Annotated in this window: 21 protein-coding genes; 12 read left to right on the top strand and 9 right to left on the bottom strand. The window is 69.4% G+C overall.

Going from position 1 to position 16992, the window contains the following annotated elements; genetic code table 11:
- Nucleotides 1-14: 14 nt before the first annotated feature.
- From EDD33_RS17190 to EDD33_RS17180, 4 genes are all read left to right on the top strand, one after another.
- Complete coding sequence (locus EDD33_RS17190; RefSeq protein ID WP_123392250.1) at nucleotides 15-356, top strand: hypothetical protein; 342 nt, start codon at nucleotides 15-17, stop codon at nucleotides 354-356.
- 89 nt (nucleotides 357-445) lie between these two features.
- Entirely contained in the window at nucleotides 446-706 is a 261-nt protein-coding gene (locus EDD33_RS17185; protein ID WP_123392249.1) for a hypothetical protein, read from the top strand.
- A 57-nt stretch (nucleotides 707-763) separates the two neighbouring features.
- Nucleotides 764-979, top strand: a complete 216-nt coding sequence (locus EDD33_RS20595; protein WP_246003576.1) for a hypothetical protein — start codon at nucleotides 764-766, stop codon at nucleotides 977-979.
- A 2-nt stretch (nucleotides 980-981) separates the two neighbouring features.
- Nucleotides 982-1371, top strand: coding sequence for a 5'-nucleotidase (locus tag EDD33_RS17180; protein WP_246003575.1), 390 nt, complete (start codon nucleotides 982-984; stop codon nucleotides 1369-1371).
- 346 nt (nucleotides 1372-1717) lie between these two features.
- Here the strand turns inward: EDD33_RS17180 and EDD33_RS17175 are convergent, their stop codons facing one another.
- The 5 genes from EDD33_RS17175 to EDD33_RS17155 all read right to left on the bottom strand — a co-directional run bounded on the left by EDD33_RS17175 (nucleotide 1718) and on the right by EDD33_RS17155 (nucleotide 5472).
- Complete coding sequence (locus EDD33_RS17175) at nucleotides 1718-2200, bottom strand: hypothetical protein (protein ID WP_123392247.1); 483 nt, start codon at nucleotides 2198-2200, stop codon at nucleotides 1718-1720.
- Nucleotides 2201-2809: 609 nt separating this feature from the next.
- Nucleotides 2810-4002 (bottom strand): IS3 family transposase gene (locus tag EDD33_RS17170; protein ID WP_123389226.1). Its coding sequence is split into 2 segments (ribosomal slippage): nucleotides 2810-3715 and nucleotides 3718-4002, totalling 1191 coding nucleotides; the frame shifts between segments, so codons are not numbered across the junction.
- A 50-nt stretch (nucleotides 4003-4052) separates the two neighbouring features.
- Nucleotides 4053-4460, bottom strand: coding sequence for a hypothetical protein (locus EDD33_RS17165; RefSeq protein WP_123392246.1), 408 nt, complete (start codon nucleotides 4458-4460; stop codon nucleotides 4053-4055).
- A complete protein-coding gene (locus EDD33_RS17160; protein ID WP_148077130.1) occupies nucleotides 4460-5017 on the bottom strand; it encodes a hypothetical protein in 558 nt (185 codons plus the stop codon). The genes EDD33_RS17165 and EDD33_RS17160 overlap by 1 nt, the downstream gene beginning before the upstream one ends.
- 236 nt (nucleotides 5018-5253) lie before the next feature.
- Nucleotides 5254-5472: a hypothetical protein gene (locus EDD33_RS17155; protein ID WP_123392243.1), complete on the bottom strand. Its 219-nt coding sequence runs from the start codon at nucleotides 5470-5472 to the stop codon at nucleotides 5254-5256.
- Nucleotides 5473-5597: 125 nt separating this feature from the next.
- Between EDD33_RS17155 and EDD33_RS17150 the strand changes: the two genes are divergently transcribed.
- The 4 genes from EDD33_RS17150 (at nucleotide 5598) to EDD33_RS17135 (ending at nucleotide 10373) form a co-directional block, all read left to right on the top strand.
- Nucleotides 5598-6839, top strand: a complete 1242-nt coding sequence (locus EDD33_RS17150; RefSeq protein ID WP_123392242.1) for a helix-turn-helix domain-containing protein — start codon at nucleotides 5598-5600, stop codon at nucleotides 6837-6839.
- Nucleotides 6840-7687: 848 nt separating this feature from the next.
- Nucleotides 7688-8413 carry a hypothetical protein gene (locus tag EDD33_RS17145; protein ID WP_148077129.1) on the top strand — a complete coding sequence of 242 codons (726 nt, stop codon included), beginning with the start codon at nucleotides 7688-7690 and terminating at the stop codon, nucleotides 8411-8413.
- A 300-nt stretch (nucleotides 8414-8713) separates the two neighbouring features.
- Nucleotides 8714-9208, top strand: coding sequence for an NUDIX hydrolase (locus EDD33_RS17140; RefSeq protein ID WP_123392240.1), 495 nt, complete (start codon nucleotides 8714-8716; stop codon nucleotides 9206-9208).
- A gap of 211 nt (nucleotides 9209-9419) precedes the next feature.
- Nucleotides 9420-10373, top strand: a complete 954-nt coding sequence (locus EDD33_RS17135) for a hypothetical protein (protein ID WP_123392239.1) — start codon at nucleotides 9420-9422, stop codon at nucleotides 10371-10373.
- On the opposite strand, the gene EDD33_RS20380 is transcribed toward EDD33_RS17135, so the two are convergent.
- On the bottom strand, nucleotides 10370-11632 hold the full coding sequence (locus EDD33_RS20380) for a hypothetical protein (RefSeq protein WP_211332583.1): 1263 nt from the start codon (nucleotides 11630-11632) through the stop codon (nucleotides 10370-10372). The two genes, EDD33_RS17135 and EDD33_RS20380, sit on opposite strands and share 4 nt — an antisense overlap.
- Nucleotides 11633-11958: 326 nt before the next feature.
- On the opposite strand from EDD33_RS20380, the gene EDD33_RS17125 reads away from it, so the two are divergent.
- Together EDD33_RS17125 and EDD33_RS20150 are read left to right on the top strand one after the other, a co-directional pair.
- Entirely contained in the window at nucleotides 11959-12162 is a 204-nt protein-coding gene (locus tag EDD33_RS17125) for a cold-shock protein (protein ID WP_056540883.1), read from the top strand.
- Nucleotides 12163-12337: 175 nt separating this feature from the next.
- Nucleotides 12338-12505 (top strand): hypothetical protein, encoded by a 168-nt coding sequence (locus EDD33_RS20150; RefSeq protein ID WP_170169864.1) that lies wholly within the window; start codon nucleotides 12338-12340, stop codon nucleotides 12503-12505.
- Between the two features lie 7 nt (nucleotides 12506-12512).
- Here the strand turns inward: EDD33_RS20150 and EDD33_RS17120 are convergent, their stop codons facing one another.
- The 3 genes from EDD33_RS17120 to EDD33_RS17110 are packed head-to-tail and all read right to left on the bottom strand — an operon-like array spanning nucleotide 12513 to nucleotide 15245.
- A complete protein-coding gene (locus EDD33_RS17120) occupies nucleotides 12513-14669 on the bottom strand; it encodes a heavy metal translocating P-type ATPase (RefSeq protein WP_123392238.1) in 2157 nt (718 codons plus the stop codon).
- Between the two features lie 39 nt (nucleotides 14670-14708).
- Nucleotides 14709-14906 (bottom strand): heavy-metal-associated domain-containing protein, encoded by a 198-nt coding sequence (locus EDD33_RS17115; protein WP_123392236.1) that lies wholly within the window; start codon nucleotides 14904-14906, stop codon nucleotides 14709-14711.
- 27 nt (nucleotides 14907-14933) lie between these two features.
- Nucleotides 14934-15245 (bottom strand): metal-sensitive transcriptional regulator, encoded by a 312-nt coding sequence (locus tag EDD33_RS17110; protein ID WP_211332582.1) that lies wholly within the window; start codon nucleotides 15243-15245, stop codon nucleotides 14934-14936.
- Between the two features lie 133 nt (nucleotides 15246-15378).
- On the opposite strand from EDD33_RS17110, the gene EDD33_RS17105 reads away from it, so the two are divergent.
- Complete coding sequence (locus EDD33_RS17105; protein WP_425463856.1) at nucleotides 15379-15975, top strand: DUF47 domain-containing protein; 597 nt, start codon at nucleotides 15379-15381, stop codon at nucleotides 15973-15975.
- Nucleotides 15976-15977: 2 nt separating this feature from the next.
- Nucleotides 15978-16973, top strand: a complete 996-nt coding sequence (locus tag EDD33_RS17100; RefSeq protein ID WP_123392233.1) for an inorganic phosphate transporter — start codon at nucleotides 15978-15980, stop codon at nucleotides 16971-16973.
- Nucleotides 16974-16992 lie beyond the last annotated feature (19 nt).

Here is a 16992-nt window from a genome sequence, read left to right as displayed (position 1 = left end):
GACAAGGTCCTGCCGTGACAAATGCGCTGCTCGACTTCGTTTTCGGTGTATTCGCTTGGGTGGCCTCCGGTGCCGCGCTGCTCGGAACTGGAGCGCAGGTCAGTGCATGGGCGTACCAAGCCGATGTCCGCAGATCCGGGTGGCCCGATGCCAAGGTCCCGAGGCTTTTCACAAACTTCAGCCTGTTTCTCACCCACCAACACGACGAAGATAGGGACGACGTTGCGCGCGGCCGCTACCTGCAGAACTCGGTCCTCGGTTGGCAGTGGCTTCGTTTTGCGGCCCTGACGGCCTTCTTCGCAGCCAATCTGCAACTGGTCGTGCAAGTACTCCGATTGCTCTCGCGCCTTGCATAACCGGGGTCGCGGCGTATCCCACGGGCGAAACGGGAGCGGCGAGTCGTCCACGCCGGCCTTCGGGCCCGCCCTCATGAGATCGTCCGAGGATGCTGCCGTACCTGATCCGATACAGCAATACCTGGGCGTCCACGCGACAGCGCGCCCACGATGAGGCGATAGCGAAAGGCATGGAAGTCCCGCAAGGCTTCCAAGCTGACTCGGAACTGCGATTCGCCGACTTGATCGAGGTCGACGGTGGAGCCGTCCTGTTTTACCTCGAAGGGGAGGTTGTCGAAGTCCTGGCGCCAGGGATGTACGGCTCCGTGCGTAACGTCGACATGGTCGAAGACAAGTGGCCCGGAGACTGAGCGCGCCAAGGCACCACCTGCAATTATCCCTCCCGCCTTTGTGAGAGCATCCGTGCCATGGAGCCTCTCGAGTTCGTGAACTACACCGTGGGCGCGCTCACGATCGGCGGCTTCGTGAGCCTGCTGTTCATGATTGTCGGTTGGTTCATGGGTCCGAACTCTTCGTTGCGATCGCTTGGGTCCGACTTTGCGGCCATTCTGTTCGGCCTCGCTGCCGTGACGGCGATCTACAAGGAGAGGGTCGCGGACTGGCTCGCTGGGTTCGTCGGCTAAGTGTGATTGGCACTGCGGCTTACCCCTCGGTCCCGGAGACCCTTCGAGGGCTCCCGTCCCGTGGTCCTCGCGGTCGCGTCCGGCTCCACGCGCGCGGTTGCACGGGCCGCACACGTCGGTCGGATGAACCCGACTACACCCCACGCCTTCGTATCGCACTGGTCACCGCGCGGAACGCCTCCGCGCACGAGTGCGCGGTGCACTCCCTCCGGGAGTGGGGCGTGCGGGTCGACGACGCGTTCTTTCTCGGCGGTATCGAAAAGGCGCGCGTACTGCGGGTCATGCAGCCACACATTTACTTCGACGACCAGGACCTCCACCTCACTGGGGCGCTTGAGGATGTCGTCGCGGTCCACATCCCGTACGGCGTCGCGAACGAGGCAAGTCCCTGAACCCGTGCCAACCTGACACGGGACAGGTCTAGCGTCACCGAACCCGGCGCCAACAGGAGGTCAGATCAGCATGAGAAGTGCCTAGGCCAGGCTCGCGGAACGGATGCGCGAAATGATGGGTGCTGATTTTGTTGGCTATGGGTGCAACTGCTAGATCGCGTGAGCAGAATTCAGAGGCTGACCTGCACCTTCCCGAATCAACGAAGACTTTCCGCTGCCGTTGCCAGCTCACGCGTCGTGGCTCAGCAAGCAGGTGTCCAAGGGCAGTCCGCCACCCCATCTAGCGGTGGTGCGCATCGAGCCGCGTGAGAGCGGGGCCTTGTTTATGCGTCTCTACTCGACTGGATCAGATCGGCAGAACGGTCGGCCAGCCTGGGAACGCCACGGCGTCACGAGAGTAGGGCGCTTCATCGCTGCGATAGCGGCCGGTCATGGTGGTGACCTTGATCTTCAAGGGGCCCTCAGGTACACACCGCCAAGGAACAGTTACCTCGATCTCGTTACGCAGGGGTCGGAGAACGATAGGCGGAGTGCAGTTCTCGAACCGCTCGCCGTCCGGACTCGAGTACGAAGCCGACGCGTACTTGCTGTTGACCCCCAGCGATAGAGACCCCATCCACGGGTCGGGGGTGTCGGGGCTCTCGTTCCACGACACGAAGAGCATCTGGTCAAACTTCCTTGTGCGCATCAAGTCGCGGATAGCGAACGTGAACCGGGCCTTGTCATCAACCCGTCTGAGAGTGACCTTCCTCAGGTCGATCGACTTCCTCTCAGCGCGTGTCAGTCCCTTCCGAGCTAGCAGCCTGACGTCGCCGGTTGGGTCAGCCACACTCGCAACGGTGATGGTGTCTGCATGTGCAACAGCCGGACTGATCACCGTGACGGTTCCCGTCGCGACTGTGGCTGCCAGGCCTACGCACAGCGCCTGAACCCATCGCCGCGCAAGCACGTGTTCTGACATTGATCCCCCGAAATTCATGTCTCAGACGCAGGGCCTCGAGCCTTGCGGCCCTGAGGGAACCACGTCTGGCGGCCTAACTCCCATGTGATTCGACGGATGGTCTCGGGCGGTCTAGTCCCGTCTTGTCGCGTTCAGCCCGACAACATGACCAGTCGATCTCGCGCAGGACGGCCCTAGGGGCGCGCGACCTGTTCGGTGACACGAGGTGTCTGACCTGACGTCTTCGCATCCTTGGCCCCGCCTGGACAGCCCTCGTGCCTTCCCGTAGGAGCGGGTTGTCTCCTTTCTCTTCGCGCGAACGGTTAGTTGCGAGCGCAGTAACGCGTTCCGTGCCGCGGCCCGCCACACAAGTCAGGTCGGGCACCAACCGCCCTAGGAGGGCGAGATGTCCACAACCAAGCAGAGCCGGAACATGGGCCCAAGCGTCACCAGCCTCCCCGAGGTCGGGTCTGCTGCACGAACGGGTGACAGTTTTGGTTAGGCCGCCTGGGTGGCGGTTGGAGTCATGATCAGCTCGTATTCGACCGGGGTCAATCGCCCGAGAGCAGCCTGTCTCCGGCGCCGGTGGTAGGTCCTCTCGATCCACCTGACGATCGCGATCCTCAGCTCTTCACGGGTGGCCCAGGGGTGGCGGTCGAGGACGTTCTTCTGCAGCAGCGAGAAGAAGCTCTCCATGGCTGCGTTGTCGCCGGCTGCGCCGACGCGGCCCATCGAGCCGACCATGTCGTGGCGGTTGAGCGCGTGGACGAACTTGCGGCTTCGAAATTGCGATCCTCGGTCGGTGTGCAGGACACAACCGGCCACCTTGCCGCGGCGAGCGACTGCGTCGTTCAGCGCAGCGACCGCGAGCCGGGACTTCATCCGTGAGTCGATCGAGTAGCCGACGATGCGGTTGGAGCAGACGTCCTTGATCGCGCAGACGTAGAGCTTGCCCTCCCCGGTCCAGTGCTCGGTGATGTCGGCCAGCCACAGCTCGTTCGGGCCGGTGGCGGTGAACTCGTGGCGGATCCTGCCTTGGTCGTCGACCACGGCGCAGCGGTCGTCGTGCACCGGCGGGCCCGGCTTCTTCCCGTTCCTGCCGCGCTTCTTCCCGAACGCCGACCACCAACCGAGGTCGGAGCAGATCCGCCACGCGGTCCGCTCGGCCATCGGCTCACCTGCGCCGCGGGCTTCGTCGAGGAGGAACCGGTAGCCGAACTCGGGGTCGTCGCGGTGGGCGTCGAACAACGCGTTCGCCCGGTAGGCCGCGGTCAGCTCGGCATCGGTGACCGGATTGACCAGCCAGCGGTAGTAGGGCTGGCGAGCGATCTTCAGCACCCGGCACGTCACCGCGACGGGGACCCCATCGGCGGCCAGCTCGCGGACGAGCGGGTACATCATTTTCCCGGCAGGTTGGCCTGAGAGAGATACGCAGCGGCGCGGCGCAGAACCTCGTTCTCTTGCTCGAGGAGCCTGATTCGCTTGTTCGCTTCGCGCAGCGCGTCGGACTCCACGGGCGCTCGGCCGGCTGAGGATGGGCGGGCAGACTTCTTGTCATCGATCGTGACCCAGCGCTTCAGGCACGACGGCGAGATGCCGAAGTCCTTGGCGACCTGGGCCAGCGACGCATCCGAGTCCCGGTAGACCCGGATCACGTCCTCGCGGAACTCTCTGGGGAACGCCTTCGGCATAGTGCACATCCTTCCAGCGCCGACACACATCGACGCAGATCAGATGTCACCTATCCGTGCAGCAGACCCAAGCCGTCGCGGTGGGCGTGAACGTGCACGTGGGCGCCGGGCTGGTCCTTGCCGCTGAGGCGGCGCAGGTACGCGTAGCGAAAGAGGGGCTCGCCGGCGGCCTGGGCTCCGGCGTAGACCCGCATCCGGGACTCGTCGACTGCCAGGTAGTGGCCGACGCGGTCCCACGCGCAGGCGAACGACACTTTTAGAGTCAGGACCACCGCCCCGTCGACGCTAAGGGGGACCCCGGTGTCGGGCTCTTGGCGCACCGTGATGCGGTCACCGGTGACGGTGGCGGCGAACGGGTCACAGCCCCGGGCCACGGAGTACACCGACGCGGTGAGACGCTGGGCGAACTCCTGGGCCTGGTCCTCGAGCTCTTGAATGGGACGTTGCCGGGGCGACACTAGTTCTCCGTGCGATGCCCGCCGAGCAGGTAGTCCAGGGCGTCCAGGGCGTCCAAGGCATCCAGTGCGGCGAGCTCGCGGGCGCTGAGTGCGTACTGAGCTGCGCGGTCGCGCAGCGATTGCTCGTCGCCACCCGCCGCCGAGAGGATCTCGGCGCGGCGGCGCTCAGCGTCATCGGTGCTCAGCACCTCTACCGTTGCAGTACCCATGACTGTGTCTCCCCTGACCTCGGTCGACCCCTCGGTCAGGCACCCTAGCCCTGCTCGACATTGCTGTCCGGCAAAGCTGAGCGCCTCGTCGTGTCCGAAGCTAGCTGCCTGGTCCGACAAGGCAAGACGCCGTCTCACAAGACGAGGAAGCCGGTCGCCCGGCCGCTGCTCGACCACGGTGAGGTCGCATCGGGTGGGGTACTCGTCAGTCCACGGCCGGACGAAGGGGCGCAGCACGCGGTGACCGAGGTAAGCGGTGACGACGCCCGCCGCCAGGGCCACCGTGAACGGGCGCAGCGGCTCAGGAGGCGGATCCATGTCCATCGCTGCCCCGGCTCCGATGACCACGGTGACAGCTGGCAATCAGCAGCCGAAGACAACGGGCACCAGCCCGACGCCGAGGCGCAGCCGCATCCTCGCTTCGGGGTCGGCCAGCAGTAGGTATCCCTATTTGGCTGCGCCAGATGGTCGGGCCCGTCGCCTGCCCCTCCTGTCGCCAAAACCTCGAGGTGGTCGGCGCGGATCCAGAACCGTTCGCTGCGACGAGCGTGCGGGATGGCGCCGCGGCCAGGCGCAGCTTGCCGCTAGGCGTTGACGCCCCGGACGCGGTTGTCCGGGGCGTTGCGGTGCCACGACTCGACCACCTCGCGCACGAGAGCGCCGGAAGACCGACCGGCCTGCTTGATGTCGACCCACGCAGTGTCGGCGGCCTTGTGCACCGCGGGGTCATGGAGTACGAGGTTGGTGCGGTAGGCGGTGCCGGCGACGTCGACGGCGAACAGGGCCTTGTTGATCTTGGCCATGGGAGACCTTTCTTCGATGTGAGTGCGACCCCCGGTCGGGAGTCCGGACTAAGTAACGCACCACTTCTACGCTAAGTCAAACACTAAGTCCATCCGACTAGTGTTTCAGTGGTAAGGTTGCCCCCATGGCTTACTCGACCAAGGCACTTGGCGAGGTCATTCGTGAGCTCCGCGAAAGCAGTCCCGAGGACCTCAGCCAGCAGGGCCTCGGCGAGCGCGCGGGCTACAGCGTGGGTGCGGGTGCCGGTGTGTCGATGTCACGAGTCGAGTCTGGGCAGATGCGCCCGCGCCCGGACCGCGTCGAGCGGATCGCTGAGGCGCTCAAGGTCACGCCCGCCGAGCTCATCGGCCTCGCTGAACGACGGACCGTGGAGCACTCCATGACCGTGAGTGAGTTGCCGATCTCGAAGGCCACGACCAGGTCGAAGCTGAGTACTGCCGGTCGTCCGACCAAGGAGCGCCTGACGGCGCTCCACCGTGTTGTCGGCGCACGCACCGATCGGGTTGACGAGGCGGCCGATTCTTTCAACTTGGCGCACGACCACGCGCGCGACAAGTTCTTCGTCCCCTTCATCGAGCAGGCGCACCTGATCTCGGGAGCGCCCGACCTTCCGACCCCGGAGACCTTGGACAGTGAGGAGCCGGTCGAGCCCGGCGCCGTGACCGGGTACGAGCTGGACCTGGCCGCGAGCCGGTTGGCGGGAGCTCTAGGGGGCGCGACCGTGGGCGCAGGGGTCGGCGGTGCCGCTGCCTACGGTGCGTTCACGGCTGCAGCCACCTTCGGGACCGCCTCGACAGGTGCCGCGATCAGCGGTCTGTCCGGCGTTGCCGCGACGAACGCCACCTGGGCGTTCCTTGGTGGCGGGAGCCTTGCTGCCGGTGGCGCCGGGGTCGCTGGGGGGATGACGATCGCGGCCAGCGTCGTCGCCGTGCCAGCGGCGATGCTCGCCATCGGCGGCTTCCTGCTCGTGTCGCGTCGCAACAAGCAGAAGGAGCTCGAGCTGAACCTAAAGATTGACGAGGCGGAAGCGGAGCTAGAGCGAATGTTGGCTGGATACGAGGCCATGGTGACCGCCATCGAGGACGCAACCCGCATCCTGGAGTACATCGCCCTACACGCCGGCCATGCCCAGGAGCGCTGGCGCAGATCGTTGTCCACAACGGAAGCGGCACGTTGGGCGGACCTCACACGGCGCGAGCAGAGCGAGTACAGCGACTTCTTGCGCATCGCCGCCTGCCAGATCGCCGTCGCGAACGTGAACTTTGGCGCCTTTCTCGCAGTCGACGGCAGCGAGCTGGAGGCTCTCAAGAAGGGCGCTACCGAGAGCCTCGCATTCGCCCAGGATCTCGTGGAGGAGCTGGTCTGAGGGCGCGTCACCCCAGCCGTCGGACGCATGCTGCGGGCTCTCCAGGTCGAAGCCAGTCGGCACGACAGCGGACCGTGACGCGAGCCGGTCCGCGCCGCGAGCCACGTGTAGGTAGGCGGCAACGACCATCAGGCTAGGGGCCCCTACCGGTAGGTTCGAGGACGCTGCGCCCGCGCGGCCGCTCCCAGTTCGAGCTCGGTTGCATGCGCGGCGGCCCGGCCCATGACGAGATGTTCGCTCTCGGCCGGGATCTGGGGATGCGCTGCGCTGCGCTGCGCTGCGCTGCGCCGCGCCGCCCAGCACGGCACCGCTCGAGGTAACACGGCCGCCGCTGCGGGTTGTGCGGACGCCCGCTGGGTGTCTACGAGCACGGGCGCCGCCGTCTCGCCGGCGACCGCCAACGCGTCTCACCGTCTCGACGTCCACGCCTGGCTCACGAAGCCGCTTGGCCGCGGCCGGTATCGCCGCCGAGGCGGGCCGACTGCTCCGCCTACAGCGGTTTGCCACGTGTTTGCTTCGGACGGGCTAGCTGATCCTGTGGCGCAAGGTCGGGGTGGGTCTCGTCCCAAGACCGCGCGAACACCCGCGCTGCTACAGAGCGGCCCATCCCGCGCAGCCAGTCTGAGCGCGGGTCTCGTCGCTACCCCGAACGCACCCTCTGGGGTAGCGGATGCCTTGCTCCGGACCAGTCAGGCCGTTCGGGGGGCGAGACTAAGCGGGCGCCGCTCCAGAGTCCGCGCCATGTGGCCAGCGAACCGAACCGAGCTTGAGGGCGCTGCCCGCTGCTCCAGCACCTGGTTCGGGGGCAGCAACCATCCCTCAAACCTCGGTGATGCGACACTCCGTGCGTGAACTCTGACGCTGTCATTAATTGGGTGAAGGACTGGGGGCCGCTCATTACGCTCGCTTCGACGGTGATCTTGGCCGGCATTACCGCTTGGCTAGCGATCTTGACGAAGTTCATGGCCAACAGCGCGGGAAAAGCGGCCGAGCACTCGAAGACTGCGGCGGAGGCATCTGCCGCTTCGGTAGCTGCAACGGAGGCGGCCATCGACGTCAACTTCGATGTGGTGCCGCGAATGGGTTCCACTGTCGGCGAGATAACCCGCATGCTCAATGTCCTGGAGTCTGCCGGCCTCAGTATGGACGCAGAGGTCACTCCCAAACTGATGGACTCCATGACCGCTTGGCGTGACGTCGATCTGACCTGCCGAGGGGCAACCGTCAACGTCCACGGCCTTACGATCACATTCATTTACCTCCGCGATCCGGACAGCGAATCCCGGGTAGTGCGAGGTCAGTCCGAGAACCTTGAGCTGCAGGCTGGCGTCGAGTTGCCGCGCCTGTGTCACGCAGGCGAAATCATTTCGTTCGAGGTGCCCGAGCGGCCGATCGACGAAGACCTCGACGGCTTCAAGGGCGAGGTGAGCTACTCGTTTGGCACTGGCGCTATCCGTGTGCGGCAGGTGGAATGGAAGAAGCGTAGGCGGCGCAACCAAGACGATGAGAAGAAGGCGAGTCCACCATCTCCCGAGTTGGAGACCGCCGGCGACGAAAGCCGTGGCGGAGGCTGAAGTCCACCCCTCTCCGCCGATGACCGCCGCAGCACCCGCCGTCAGCTCGATTAAAGATCTGGCCTGACTGACCGGCGGATCTGCTGAGGGAGCCGCGTTCCACATCCCCGCGCAGTGCATTCCAGGAACGCTCGCAAGACATGCCAGCAGGTCAGCAAGCGAGTTGTGATCGCCAAGTCGAACCCCCAGGTCAGGGTTAAATTCCTGAAGCCTCAGAGGCCCGGCGTACGGAGGCTGGGCGACCCGCACCCCGGGAGCCTAGCGAGGCCGGCACCCGGCTCGGGCGCTAGCGTCGGGCGCGTGCCCATCCCGCCGTACGTCGCCGACCTGCGCTCCCACATCGGCCACGACCTGCTGTGGCTGCCCGGCGTGACCGCGGTCGTGCGCCGCGGCACCGGGCCCGCCACCGAGGTGCTGCTGGTCCGGCGGTCCGACGACGGGACGTGGACCCCCGTCACCGGCATCGTCGACCCGGGGGAGGAGCCCGCGGTGGCGGCCGCCCGCGAGGCGCTGGAGGAGGCCGACGTGGTGATCCGGGTCGACCGCCTCGCGCTGGTGGGGGCGACCGACGAGGTGGCCTATCCCAACGGGGACCGGTCGGTCTACCTCGACCTCACCTTCGCCTGCACCTGGGTCTCCGGTGAGGCGCGGGTGGCCGACGACGAGTCCACCGACGTGCGCTGGTGCACGCCGGACGAGCTCGAGGACCTCCGCCCGGCGATGGCCGCCCGCATGCGCGCCCGCATCGACGCGGCCCTGTCGGGGGAGTCGGCCGCGCGGTTCGCCACCGGCTGAGGTCGACGCCACCGTCGGTCGACCCCGGCCCCGCTCCGGGGCCGGTCGCACCACGTGGTCGGGGACCGGGCGTCCGACGGCTCCGGAGACGGTGGCAGGTGCCACGGTCTCCCGAGCGTTCCGAGGGTCGGGGCCCCGGTCCGGGGGACATGGCCCGTGCGCTTGCGTCGAGGCGGCTGCGTCGAGGGGCCGGACCTGCGACCATCACCGCATGCGAGGGGTACGCCGCACCGCGGCCGCAGCGGCCGGCCTGACCGTCCTCGCGCTGGCCGGCTGCGCCGACGGGTCGGCCGACGACCCGACCACCGCCCGCGGCCAGGTGCAGCTGCTGACCGCGGCGCTCGTCGAGGCCGACGCAACGGCGCTGAAGGAGCTGGTCGTCGAGGAGTCGCTGGCCGTCTCCGACGAGCTGCTCGTCGACGACGTGCTCGAGCAGGGGGCGCTGGCGCGCCGCGACGTGAGGATCGAGGCGGACGGCGACCTGGCCTACGTGAAGTACACCCTCGACACCGACCCACCGGACGAGCGTGGGGGCGAGTGGCTGCGCGTGGACGTCCGCAAGTCGGGCGGGTTCGTCGGCTCGGTGCTCCCGACGGTCGAGCTCACCGGGCGGGGCGTCACCGCCCTGCGGGTCGGTGACGTCGAGGTGCCCGTCGACCCGGTGCCGGCCGAGGGGCGCCGCTACCACCTGCCGCCCGGTGACCTCACCGTGGCCGCGGTCGGGCCCGAGGGCCTCGTCACGCACGGCCCCGGCGAGCGGATCGACACCCGCGACGTGAGGCCCTATCCGTTCGACCTCGGGGGTGAGCTGACCGCGGCGGGGGAGGCGCAGGTGCAGCGAGCCGTCCGGTCGTTCGTGCGCCGCTGCACCCGCCCCCTGGGGGACGAGGCCCGTCCGCGAGGTTGCCCGGCCCGGCTGGCCTGGGTGGGCGGGCTGTCCTCGTCGACCTGGACGCTGGCCGGACCGGTCCGCGCCACCACCGAGCCCGACGGGGCCGGGTGGCGGATCACGACGCCCCGCCCACCCCTCGCCCGCATGGCCGGGCAGGTGCGTGACCCGGACTCCGGGGCCCTGCTGCCGGTGACCGACCGCGTCAGGTTCCGCGTCCAGGGCAGCGTCGTGGCGAAGGGCGACCGGCTCGAGGTCGCGATCCCGGGCTACTAGGCCCGGGTGGCGCCCTCGCGCTCGCCCCGGGAGCCGGCCTCGGAGTCGGGCCTTTGGGTGCGGGCGTGCTCGACGACCTGGGCGAAGCGGCGCGGCTCGACGTCGGAGCGGCGTACGACGACCGGGTCGTCCTCGCCGGAGGTGAAGGTGCCGGTCCAGGACCGTGACCCGGGGTCGTCGAGCTCGACGGCGAGGTCGGGGTCGCGCAGGTCGACCTCACGGGTCTTCCCGCCCCGCTCGACCAGCAGCGTGCCCTCGCGCACCGTGACGGTGGTGGGATCCCACCGCGACAGCACGACGCCGGCCGCCACCGCCAGGCCCGCCAGCAGCAGGACCAGCAGCACCCCGTCCGTCGACGGGTCCTCGAGCGTCAGCACGGCCAGCACGACCGCCCCGACCCCGGCGAGGGCGAGGACGGTCCCGGCCGCGAGCGGCACGAGCCCGGAGGGCGAGTACTCGAGGAAGGTGGGGACGTCATCGGACGTGGGCGTGGGCTCGGGCTCGGGCTCCGGTTCGGGCTCGGTCGCTGCGACGGGCTCCGGCTCGGGCTCGGGCTCCGGCTCGGGCTCCGGCTCCGGTTCGGGCTCCGGCTCAGGCTCGGCCACCGCGACGGGCTCCGGTTCGGGCTCGGGCTCCGGTTCGGGCTGGGCCGCAGCGACCGGTTCGGGCTCCGGCGTCGGTTCGGGCTCGGCCGCCGCAGTGTCGGTCGGCTGCTCGAGCGCGCCACCGTCGGCGTACTCGTAGACCGTGCCGTCCTCGGCGGCGAGCGTGCCGTCGTCGTAGTGGTAGAGCCAGCCCTGGAAGCCTGACGTCTCGTCGGCGTGGTGGTAGACCCAGCGCCCGCCCTCGTCGCCGGCGGCGGGCTCCGGCTCGGGCGCAGCGGAGCCGACCGGGGTCGTGGACCGCTCGGTCGCGGCGTCGTCGGTGGTGGGCGACGGGTCGTCGCGGCGGCGTCCGAGCAGGCGTCCGAGCCGCCCCCGACGCTGGTCGCCGTGCTCGTCGGTCGTCTGGTCGGTCACGTCGTCCCCCTCGGTGGGCGCCCCCGCGTCGGTCTCCTCGCCGGGTGCTGCGAGCAGAGCCTTGCGCAGAACTGCCGTCGGGTCGACCCGGTGCTGCCGCAGCCGCGACGGGACCGGCCGCGTGCGGTCGGTCCGCAGCAGCGGCGGGCCGGGCTCCGGGCGGTCGGGCCACCAGCCCGTGGACTGGGCCGGGATGCGTGTGAACCGCGTCTGGAGTGCGGTCTGCCCTCGTCGTCCCACGTCCCCTCCTGGAGTCGCTCCTGCGCGTCCTGGTGGGCGTCGCCTCCCTGCGCAACGAGCCAACCGCGGGGAGGACACGCGGGGCTCGGAGGCGGCGGTCCCCCGCCACGGACGGGGGTGGGCGACGAGGCCACCGGAGTGTTGGTACTGTCGTAACTGCAGGGTGCAAGTTCCAGCGGTTTCATCAACGCTCGTTGGAAGTTTGTGATCCAACGGCGTTTCTTCTCTTTGCTACAGGCTTGCGAGGCGGGACGGCGTATCACCCGCACTCTGCAGAGGCCGCTGAAGTGGCGGTCTCTCGCCTTTAGTAACAGGAGAACACCAGCATGGCTCAGGGCACCGTCAAGTGGTTCAACGCCGAAAAGGGTTTCGGCTTCATCGCTCAGGAGAACGGCGGGGACGACGTCTTCGTCCACTACTCCGCGATCCAGTCGCAGGGCTACAAGTCCCTCGACGAGAACCAGAAGGTCGAGTTCGACGTCACCCAGGGCCCCAAGGGCCCCCAGGCGGAGAACGTTCGTCCTCTCTGATCACGGACTTCGACGCAGGGCCCCGACCTCACGGTCGGGGCCCTGTGGCGTTCCTGGGGCAGTCCCGGCGACCCGTTCCGGGGTTACCCGTCGGTCACGTGGCCTAACCTGTTTTCGCAGGTGACGGGGTGGGTAGGAGTGGTCCGACAAGCACACAGGGGGAGGGGCTTCGGCCATGGATCCGTACGACGTGCGGCTGGAGGACGACGAGCTGCTGAGCGAGGTCGAGCTCACGGCGACCCTGATCGTGGCGGCCAACCAGTCCGACGCGCACCTGACGCCCCACGAGATCGACCAGGCCCTCGGGATCCCGCAGCAGGGTCGCGGCGTGCCCGGCTCCTAGGACCCCGTCATCCCTGCGTGGCCACCGTGAAGCGGCGCAGCCGCAGCGAGTTGGTCACCACGCAGACGCTGGAGGCGGCCATCGCGGCTCCCGCGACCATCGGGTTGAGCAGGCCCAGGGCCGCCACCGGGATGCCGACCACGTTGTAGGCGAAGGCCCAGAACAGGTTCTGCCGGATCACCGTCAGGGTGCGGCGCGAGAGCTGGAGCGCCGCCACGACCAGCCGCGGGTCGCCGTTGACCAGCGTGACGTCGCCCGCCTCGATGGCGGCGTCGGTGCCGGTGCCGACCGCGATGCCGAGGTCGGCCTGCACCAGCGCCGCCGCGTCGTTGACCCCGTCGCCGACCATGGCGACGGTCTCGCCGGCGTCCTGCAGGCGGCGTACCTCGCCCAGCTTGTCCTCCGGTCGTACGCCGGCCACGACCGTGCCGATGCCCAGCTGGTCGGCGACGTGGCGGGCGGCGCTCTCGTGGTCGCCGGTGAGCAGCACGGTGCGCAGCCCGGCGGCGTGCAGCGCGGCGACCGCCTCACGGCTCTCCGGGCGGACGGTGTCCCCGACCGCGACGACGGCGCGGGGGCGACCGGCGACCGTCACCAGCACGGTGGTGCGGCCCCGGGCGCGGCCCGCGGCCACCGCCTCGCCGAGCTCGCGCGGCAGTGTGTCGGGCTCGGGGGCGCGTCCGACCTCGACCTCGGTGCCGGCCACGGTGCCGCGCACGCCGGAGCCCGGGAGCGCGGTGAACTCCTCCACGTCGGGCAGGGGTGCGGTGGCGTGGGCGACCAGCGCCCGGGCCACCGGGTGCTCGCTGCCGTGCTCCAGAGCCGCCGCCAGCAGCAGCGCGTCGGGGTCGCCGGCCACCTCGTGCACCCGCATCCGGCCCGTGGTCAGGGTGCCGGTCTTGTCGAGCACGACCGTGGTGACGGCGCGCGAGGTCTCGAGCACCTCGGCGCTGCGGACCACGATGCCCAGCTGGGCGGCGCGCCCGGTGCCGACCAGCATCGCGGTGGGCGTGGCCAGCCCCAGTGCGCACGGGCAGGCGATGACGAGCACGGCCACGGCCGCCGTGACGGCCGCGTCGGCGCCCTGGCCGGCCAGCAGCCAGGCGACGGCCGTGACCACGGCGATCGCCAGCACGACCGGCACGAAGACCGACGACACGCGGTCCGCGAGCCGCTGGACGGGTGCCTTGCCGGTCTGGGCGTCGGCCACCGTCTGCCGGATCCGGGACAGCAGCGTGTCGCGGCCGATCCGGGTGACCTCGACCTCGAGGCGTCCGTCGGTGTTGAGCGTGCCGCCGACGACCTCGTCGCCGGCGTCCTTCTCGACCGGCAGGCTCTCCCCGGTCACCATCGACTCGTCGCAGCTGCTGCGGCCCGCGACGACGACCCCGTCGGTGGGCACCCGGGCGCCCGGGCGCACCAGCACCCGCATCCCGGGCCGCAGCGCGGCGACGTCGACCTCGCGCTCGGCGGCGCCGTCGGGCCCTGCCTCCAGCAGCACCGCCCGGGTCTCGCCGAGCTCGAGCAGCGCGTGCAGCGCCGACCCGGCGCGCGACTTGGCCCGTGCCTCAAGCCAGCGGCCCAGCAGCAGGAAGGTCGTCACCGTCGCGGCGACCTCGAAGTAGAGGTGCATCTCGCCGCGGAGCAGCTCCACCACCGACCAGGCGAAGGCGGCCACGGTCCCGATCGAGACCAGCGTGTCCATGGTCGAGGAGAGGTGGCGGGCGTTGACCGCAGCCGCGCGGTGGAACGGCCACCCGGCGTACGCCACGACGGGGAGTGTGAGGAGGAGCTGCAGCCACGGGAGCCGGGGCACGCCGGGGGCCATCGCCAGCACCGCCACCGCGACCGTGAGCGGCGCTGCGACCGCCAGCCGGCGCAGCAGCACCCGGGCCTGGGTGTCCTCCTCCTGCGCCGGGTCGTCGCCCTCGCTGGGCAGCGAGGCGGAGTAGCCGGTGCGCTCGACGGTCGCGACGAGGGTCTCCTCGTCGACCAGTGCGGGGTCGTAGGCGACCCGGGCCGAGGCCGTGGCGAGGTTGACCGTGGCCGTCACCCCGTCGAGGCGGTTGAGCTTCTTCTCCACCCGGCCCACGCAGGAGGCGCAGGTCATGCCGCCGACCAGCAGGTCGACGGAGCGGGTGTCGCGGACGGGGGTCTGGCTCATCGGGGTCTCCGGGGGTGGTGCGAGGTGGTGGTGCCGGGGTCAGGCCAGGGCGTAGCCGGCCTCGTCGACGGCCTCGGCGACCTGGGCGTCGGTGAATCCCTCGCCCTCGACGACGACCTTGCCGGTCGCGACGTCGACCTGGACGCCGGTCACGCCCTGGACGGAGGACAGCTCGGTGGTGACGGCCTGGGCGCAGTGCCCGCAGGTCATGCCGGTCACGTCGTACGTCGTGCTCATGGGGTGCTCCTTCGGTGGGATGGGTTCTCAGCTCTTGAGCAGGCGGGTGATGGCGGCGCTCGCCTCGGCGACCTTGGCCTCGGCGCGGGCCCGGCCGTCCTCGTCGCCGGCCGCGGCACCCGCGACGGCGTCCTGGACGCAGTGGCCGAGGTGGTCCTGGACCAGACCGACCGAGACGCTCGCCAGGGCGCTCTTGACGGCCGAGACCTGGGTGAGGATGTCGATGCAGTAGACGTCCTCGTCGACCATCCGCTGCAGCCCGCGGACCTGTCCCTCGATGCGCCGCAGCCGGGTGAGGTAGTCACCCTTGTGGTCGTGGTAGCCGGGGGTCGTGTCCATGGCTCCACCATACATACCCCCTGGGGGTACAACGCCCGACCGAGTTGCCGTCGGGGGCTCGCCACCGCCTAGCATGGCGACGTTCTGATCCTGCTCACGTGGAGTTAACCCAGTGGCGTTTCGCTTCAAGCCCGTGGACGACGTCTTCTACGACCTCTTCCAGACCTCCGCGCAGCACCTCGTCGAGGGGGCGGCCATCCTGGCCGAGCTGCTCGGCGAAGGGGCGGACCGCAAGGCGATCGCTGCCCGCATGCAGGAGGCCGAGCACCGCGCCGACGAGACCACCCACGAGATCGCGTCGCGGGTCAACGCCACCTTCGTGACGCCGTTCGACCGCGAGGACATCTACGCGCTGGCCTCCGGGCTCGACGACGTCATGGACTACATGGAGGAGGCGGTCGACCTGACCGTCCTCTACGAGGTCGGTGCCCTGCCCGCCGAGATCGCCGAGCAGGTCGACGTGCTGCAGCGCTGCGCCGAGCTGACCGCCGAGGCGATGCCGCGGCTCCGCTCGATGAAGGACCTCTCGGAGTACTGGATCGAGATCAACCGGCTCGAGAACGCCGGTGACAAGAGCTTCCGCCACATCCTGGCCCTGCTCTTCGGCGGCAGCTACGACGCGCTCGACGTGCTCAAGCTCAAGGACATCGTCGAGTCGCTCGAGAGCGCCGTCGACGCGTTCGAGAAGGTCGCCAACACGGTGGAGCAGATCCACGCCAAGGAGTCCTGAGCGTGGAGATCGCGATCATCGTCGCGGTCGTCGTGGTGGCCCTGGTGTTCGACTACACCAACGGGTTCCACGACGCGGCCAACGCCATCGCGACGTCCGTCTCGACGCGCGCCCTGACCCCGCGGGTGGCGCTGCTGATGGCGGCGGTCATGAACTTCGTGGGCGCGTTCCTCGGCCAGAAGGTCGCCAGCACCGTCAGTGACGTCATCGACCCCGGGGTCGGCAGCCACGGCATGGTCATCGTCATGGCCGGTCTGTTCGGCGCGATCACCTGGAACATGGTGACCTGGTACTACGGCCTGCCCTCGTCGTCCTCGCACGCCCTGATCGGCGGCCTGGTCGGCTCGGCGCTGACCGCCGGCGTCTTCGTCAACTGGGCCACGGTGATCGAGAAGGTCGTCATCCCGATGGTGCTCTCGCCGCTGCTGGCGTTCTCCCTCGGCTTCATGCTGCTGATCATGTGGCTGTTCCGGAAGTCCTCACCCCGCCGCGTGGGGTCGGGGTTCCGGCTGGCGCAGACCATCTCGGCCGCGGCGATGGCGCTCGGCCACGGCCTCCAGGACGCCCAGAAGACGATGGGCGTGATCTTCCTGGCGCTGCTCTCCGGCGGGTACGTCGCCTCGGGCGACCCGCTCCCGATCTGGGTCATCATCGCCGCCGCCACCGCGATCTCGCTGGGCACCTACTCCGGCGGCTGGCGGATCATGCGGACCCTCGGACGCCGGATCATCCACCTCGACCCGGCGCGCGGGTTCGCCGCCGAGTCGATCTCCGCGAGCGTGCTCTACACCGCGGCGTACGTCTTCGAGGCCCCGATCTCGACCACCCACACCATCACCAGCGCGGTGATGGGCGTCGGCGCCACCAAGCGCTTCTCCGCCGTCCGCTGGGGCGTCGCCCGCTCCATCCTCACCGCCTGGGTGCTGACCTTCCCCGCCGCCGGCGGCGTCGCCGCGCTGGTCTACCTCCTGCTGCGGTTCGTGCTGCAGCTGCCCTGACGCACCGGCTCCGACCGGC

The organism is Nocardioides aurantiacus, assembly GCF_003752505.1.
GTDB lineage: Bacteria > Actinomycetota > Actinomycetes > Propionibacteriales > Nocardioidaceae > Marmoricola > Marmoricola aurantiacus.
This window is presented reverse-complemented; position numbering and strand designations above follow the sequence as displayed.

What these genes read in the sequence shown, in the direction of transcription:
- EDD33_RS17135 (WP_123392239.1), top strand. Translation starts at nt 9,420, where the DNA reads ATGCGAGGGGTACGCCGCACCGCGGCCGCAGCGGCCGGCCTGACCGTC.
- EDD33_RS20595 (WP_246003576.1), top strand. Translation starts at nt 764, where the DNA reads ATGGAGCCTCTCGAGTTCGTGAACTACACCGTGGGCGCGCTCACGATC.
- EDD33_RS17110 (WP_211332582.1), bottom strand. Translation starts at nt 15,245, where the DNA reads ATGGACACGACCCCCGGCTACCACGACCACAAGGGTGACTACCTCACC.
- EDD33_RS17185 (WP_123392249.1), top strand. Translation starts at nt 446, where the DNA reads ATGCTGCCGTACCTGATCCGATACAGCAATACCTGGGCGTCCACGCGA.
- EDD33_RS17125 (WP_056540883.1), top strand. Translation starts at nt 11,959, where the DNA reads ATGGCTCAGGGCACCGTCAAGTGGTTCAACGCCGAAAAGGGTTTCGGC.
- EDD33_RS17120 (WP_123392238.1), bottom strand. Translation starts at nt 14,669, where the DNA reads ATGAGCCAGACCCCCGTCCGCGACACCCGCTCCGTCGACCTGCTGGTC.
- EDD33_RS17115 (WP_123392236.1), bottom strand. Translation starts at nt 14,906, where the DNA reads ATGAGCACGACGTACGACGTGACCGGCATGACCTGCGGGCACTGCGCC.
- EDD33_RS20150 (WP_170169864.1), top strand. Translation starts at nt 12,338, where the DNA reads ATGGATCCGTACGACGTGCGGCTGGAGGACGACGAGCTGCTGAGCGAG.
- EDD33_RS17150 (WP_123392242.1), top strand. Translation starts at nt 5,598, where the DNA reads ATGGCTTACTCGACCAAGGCACTTGGCGAGGTCATTCGTGAGCTCCGC.
- EDD33_RS17155 (WP_123392243.1), bottom strand. Translation starts at nt 5,472, where the DNA reads ATGGCCAAGATCAACAAGGCCCTGTTCGCCGTCGACGTCGCCGGCACC.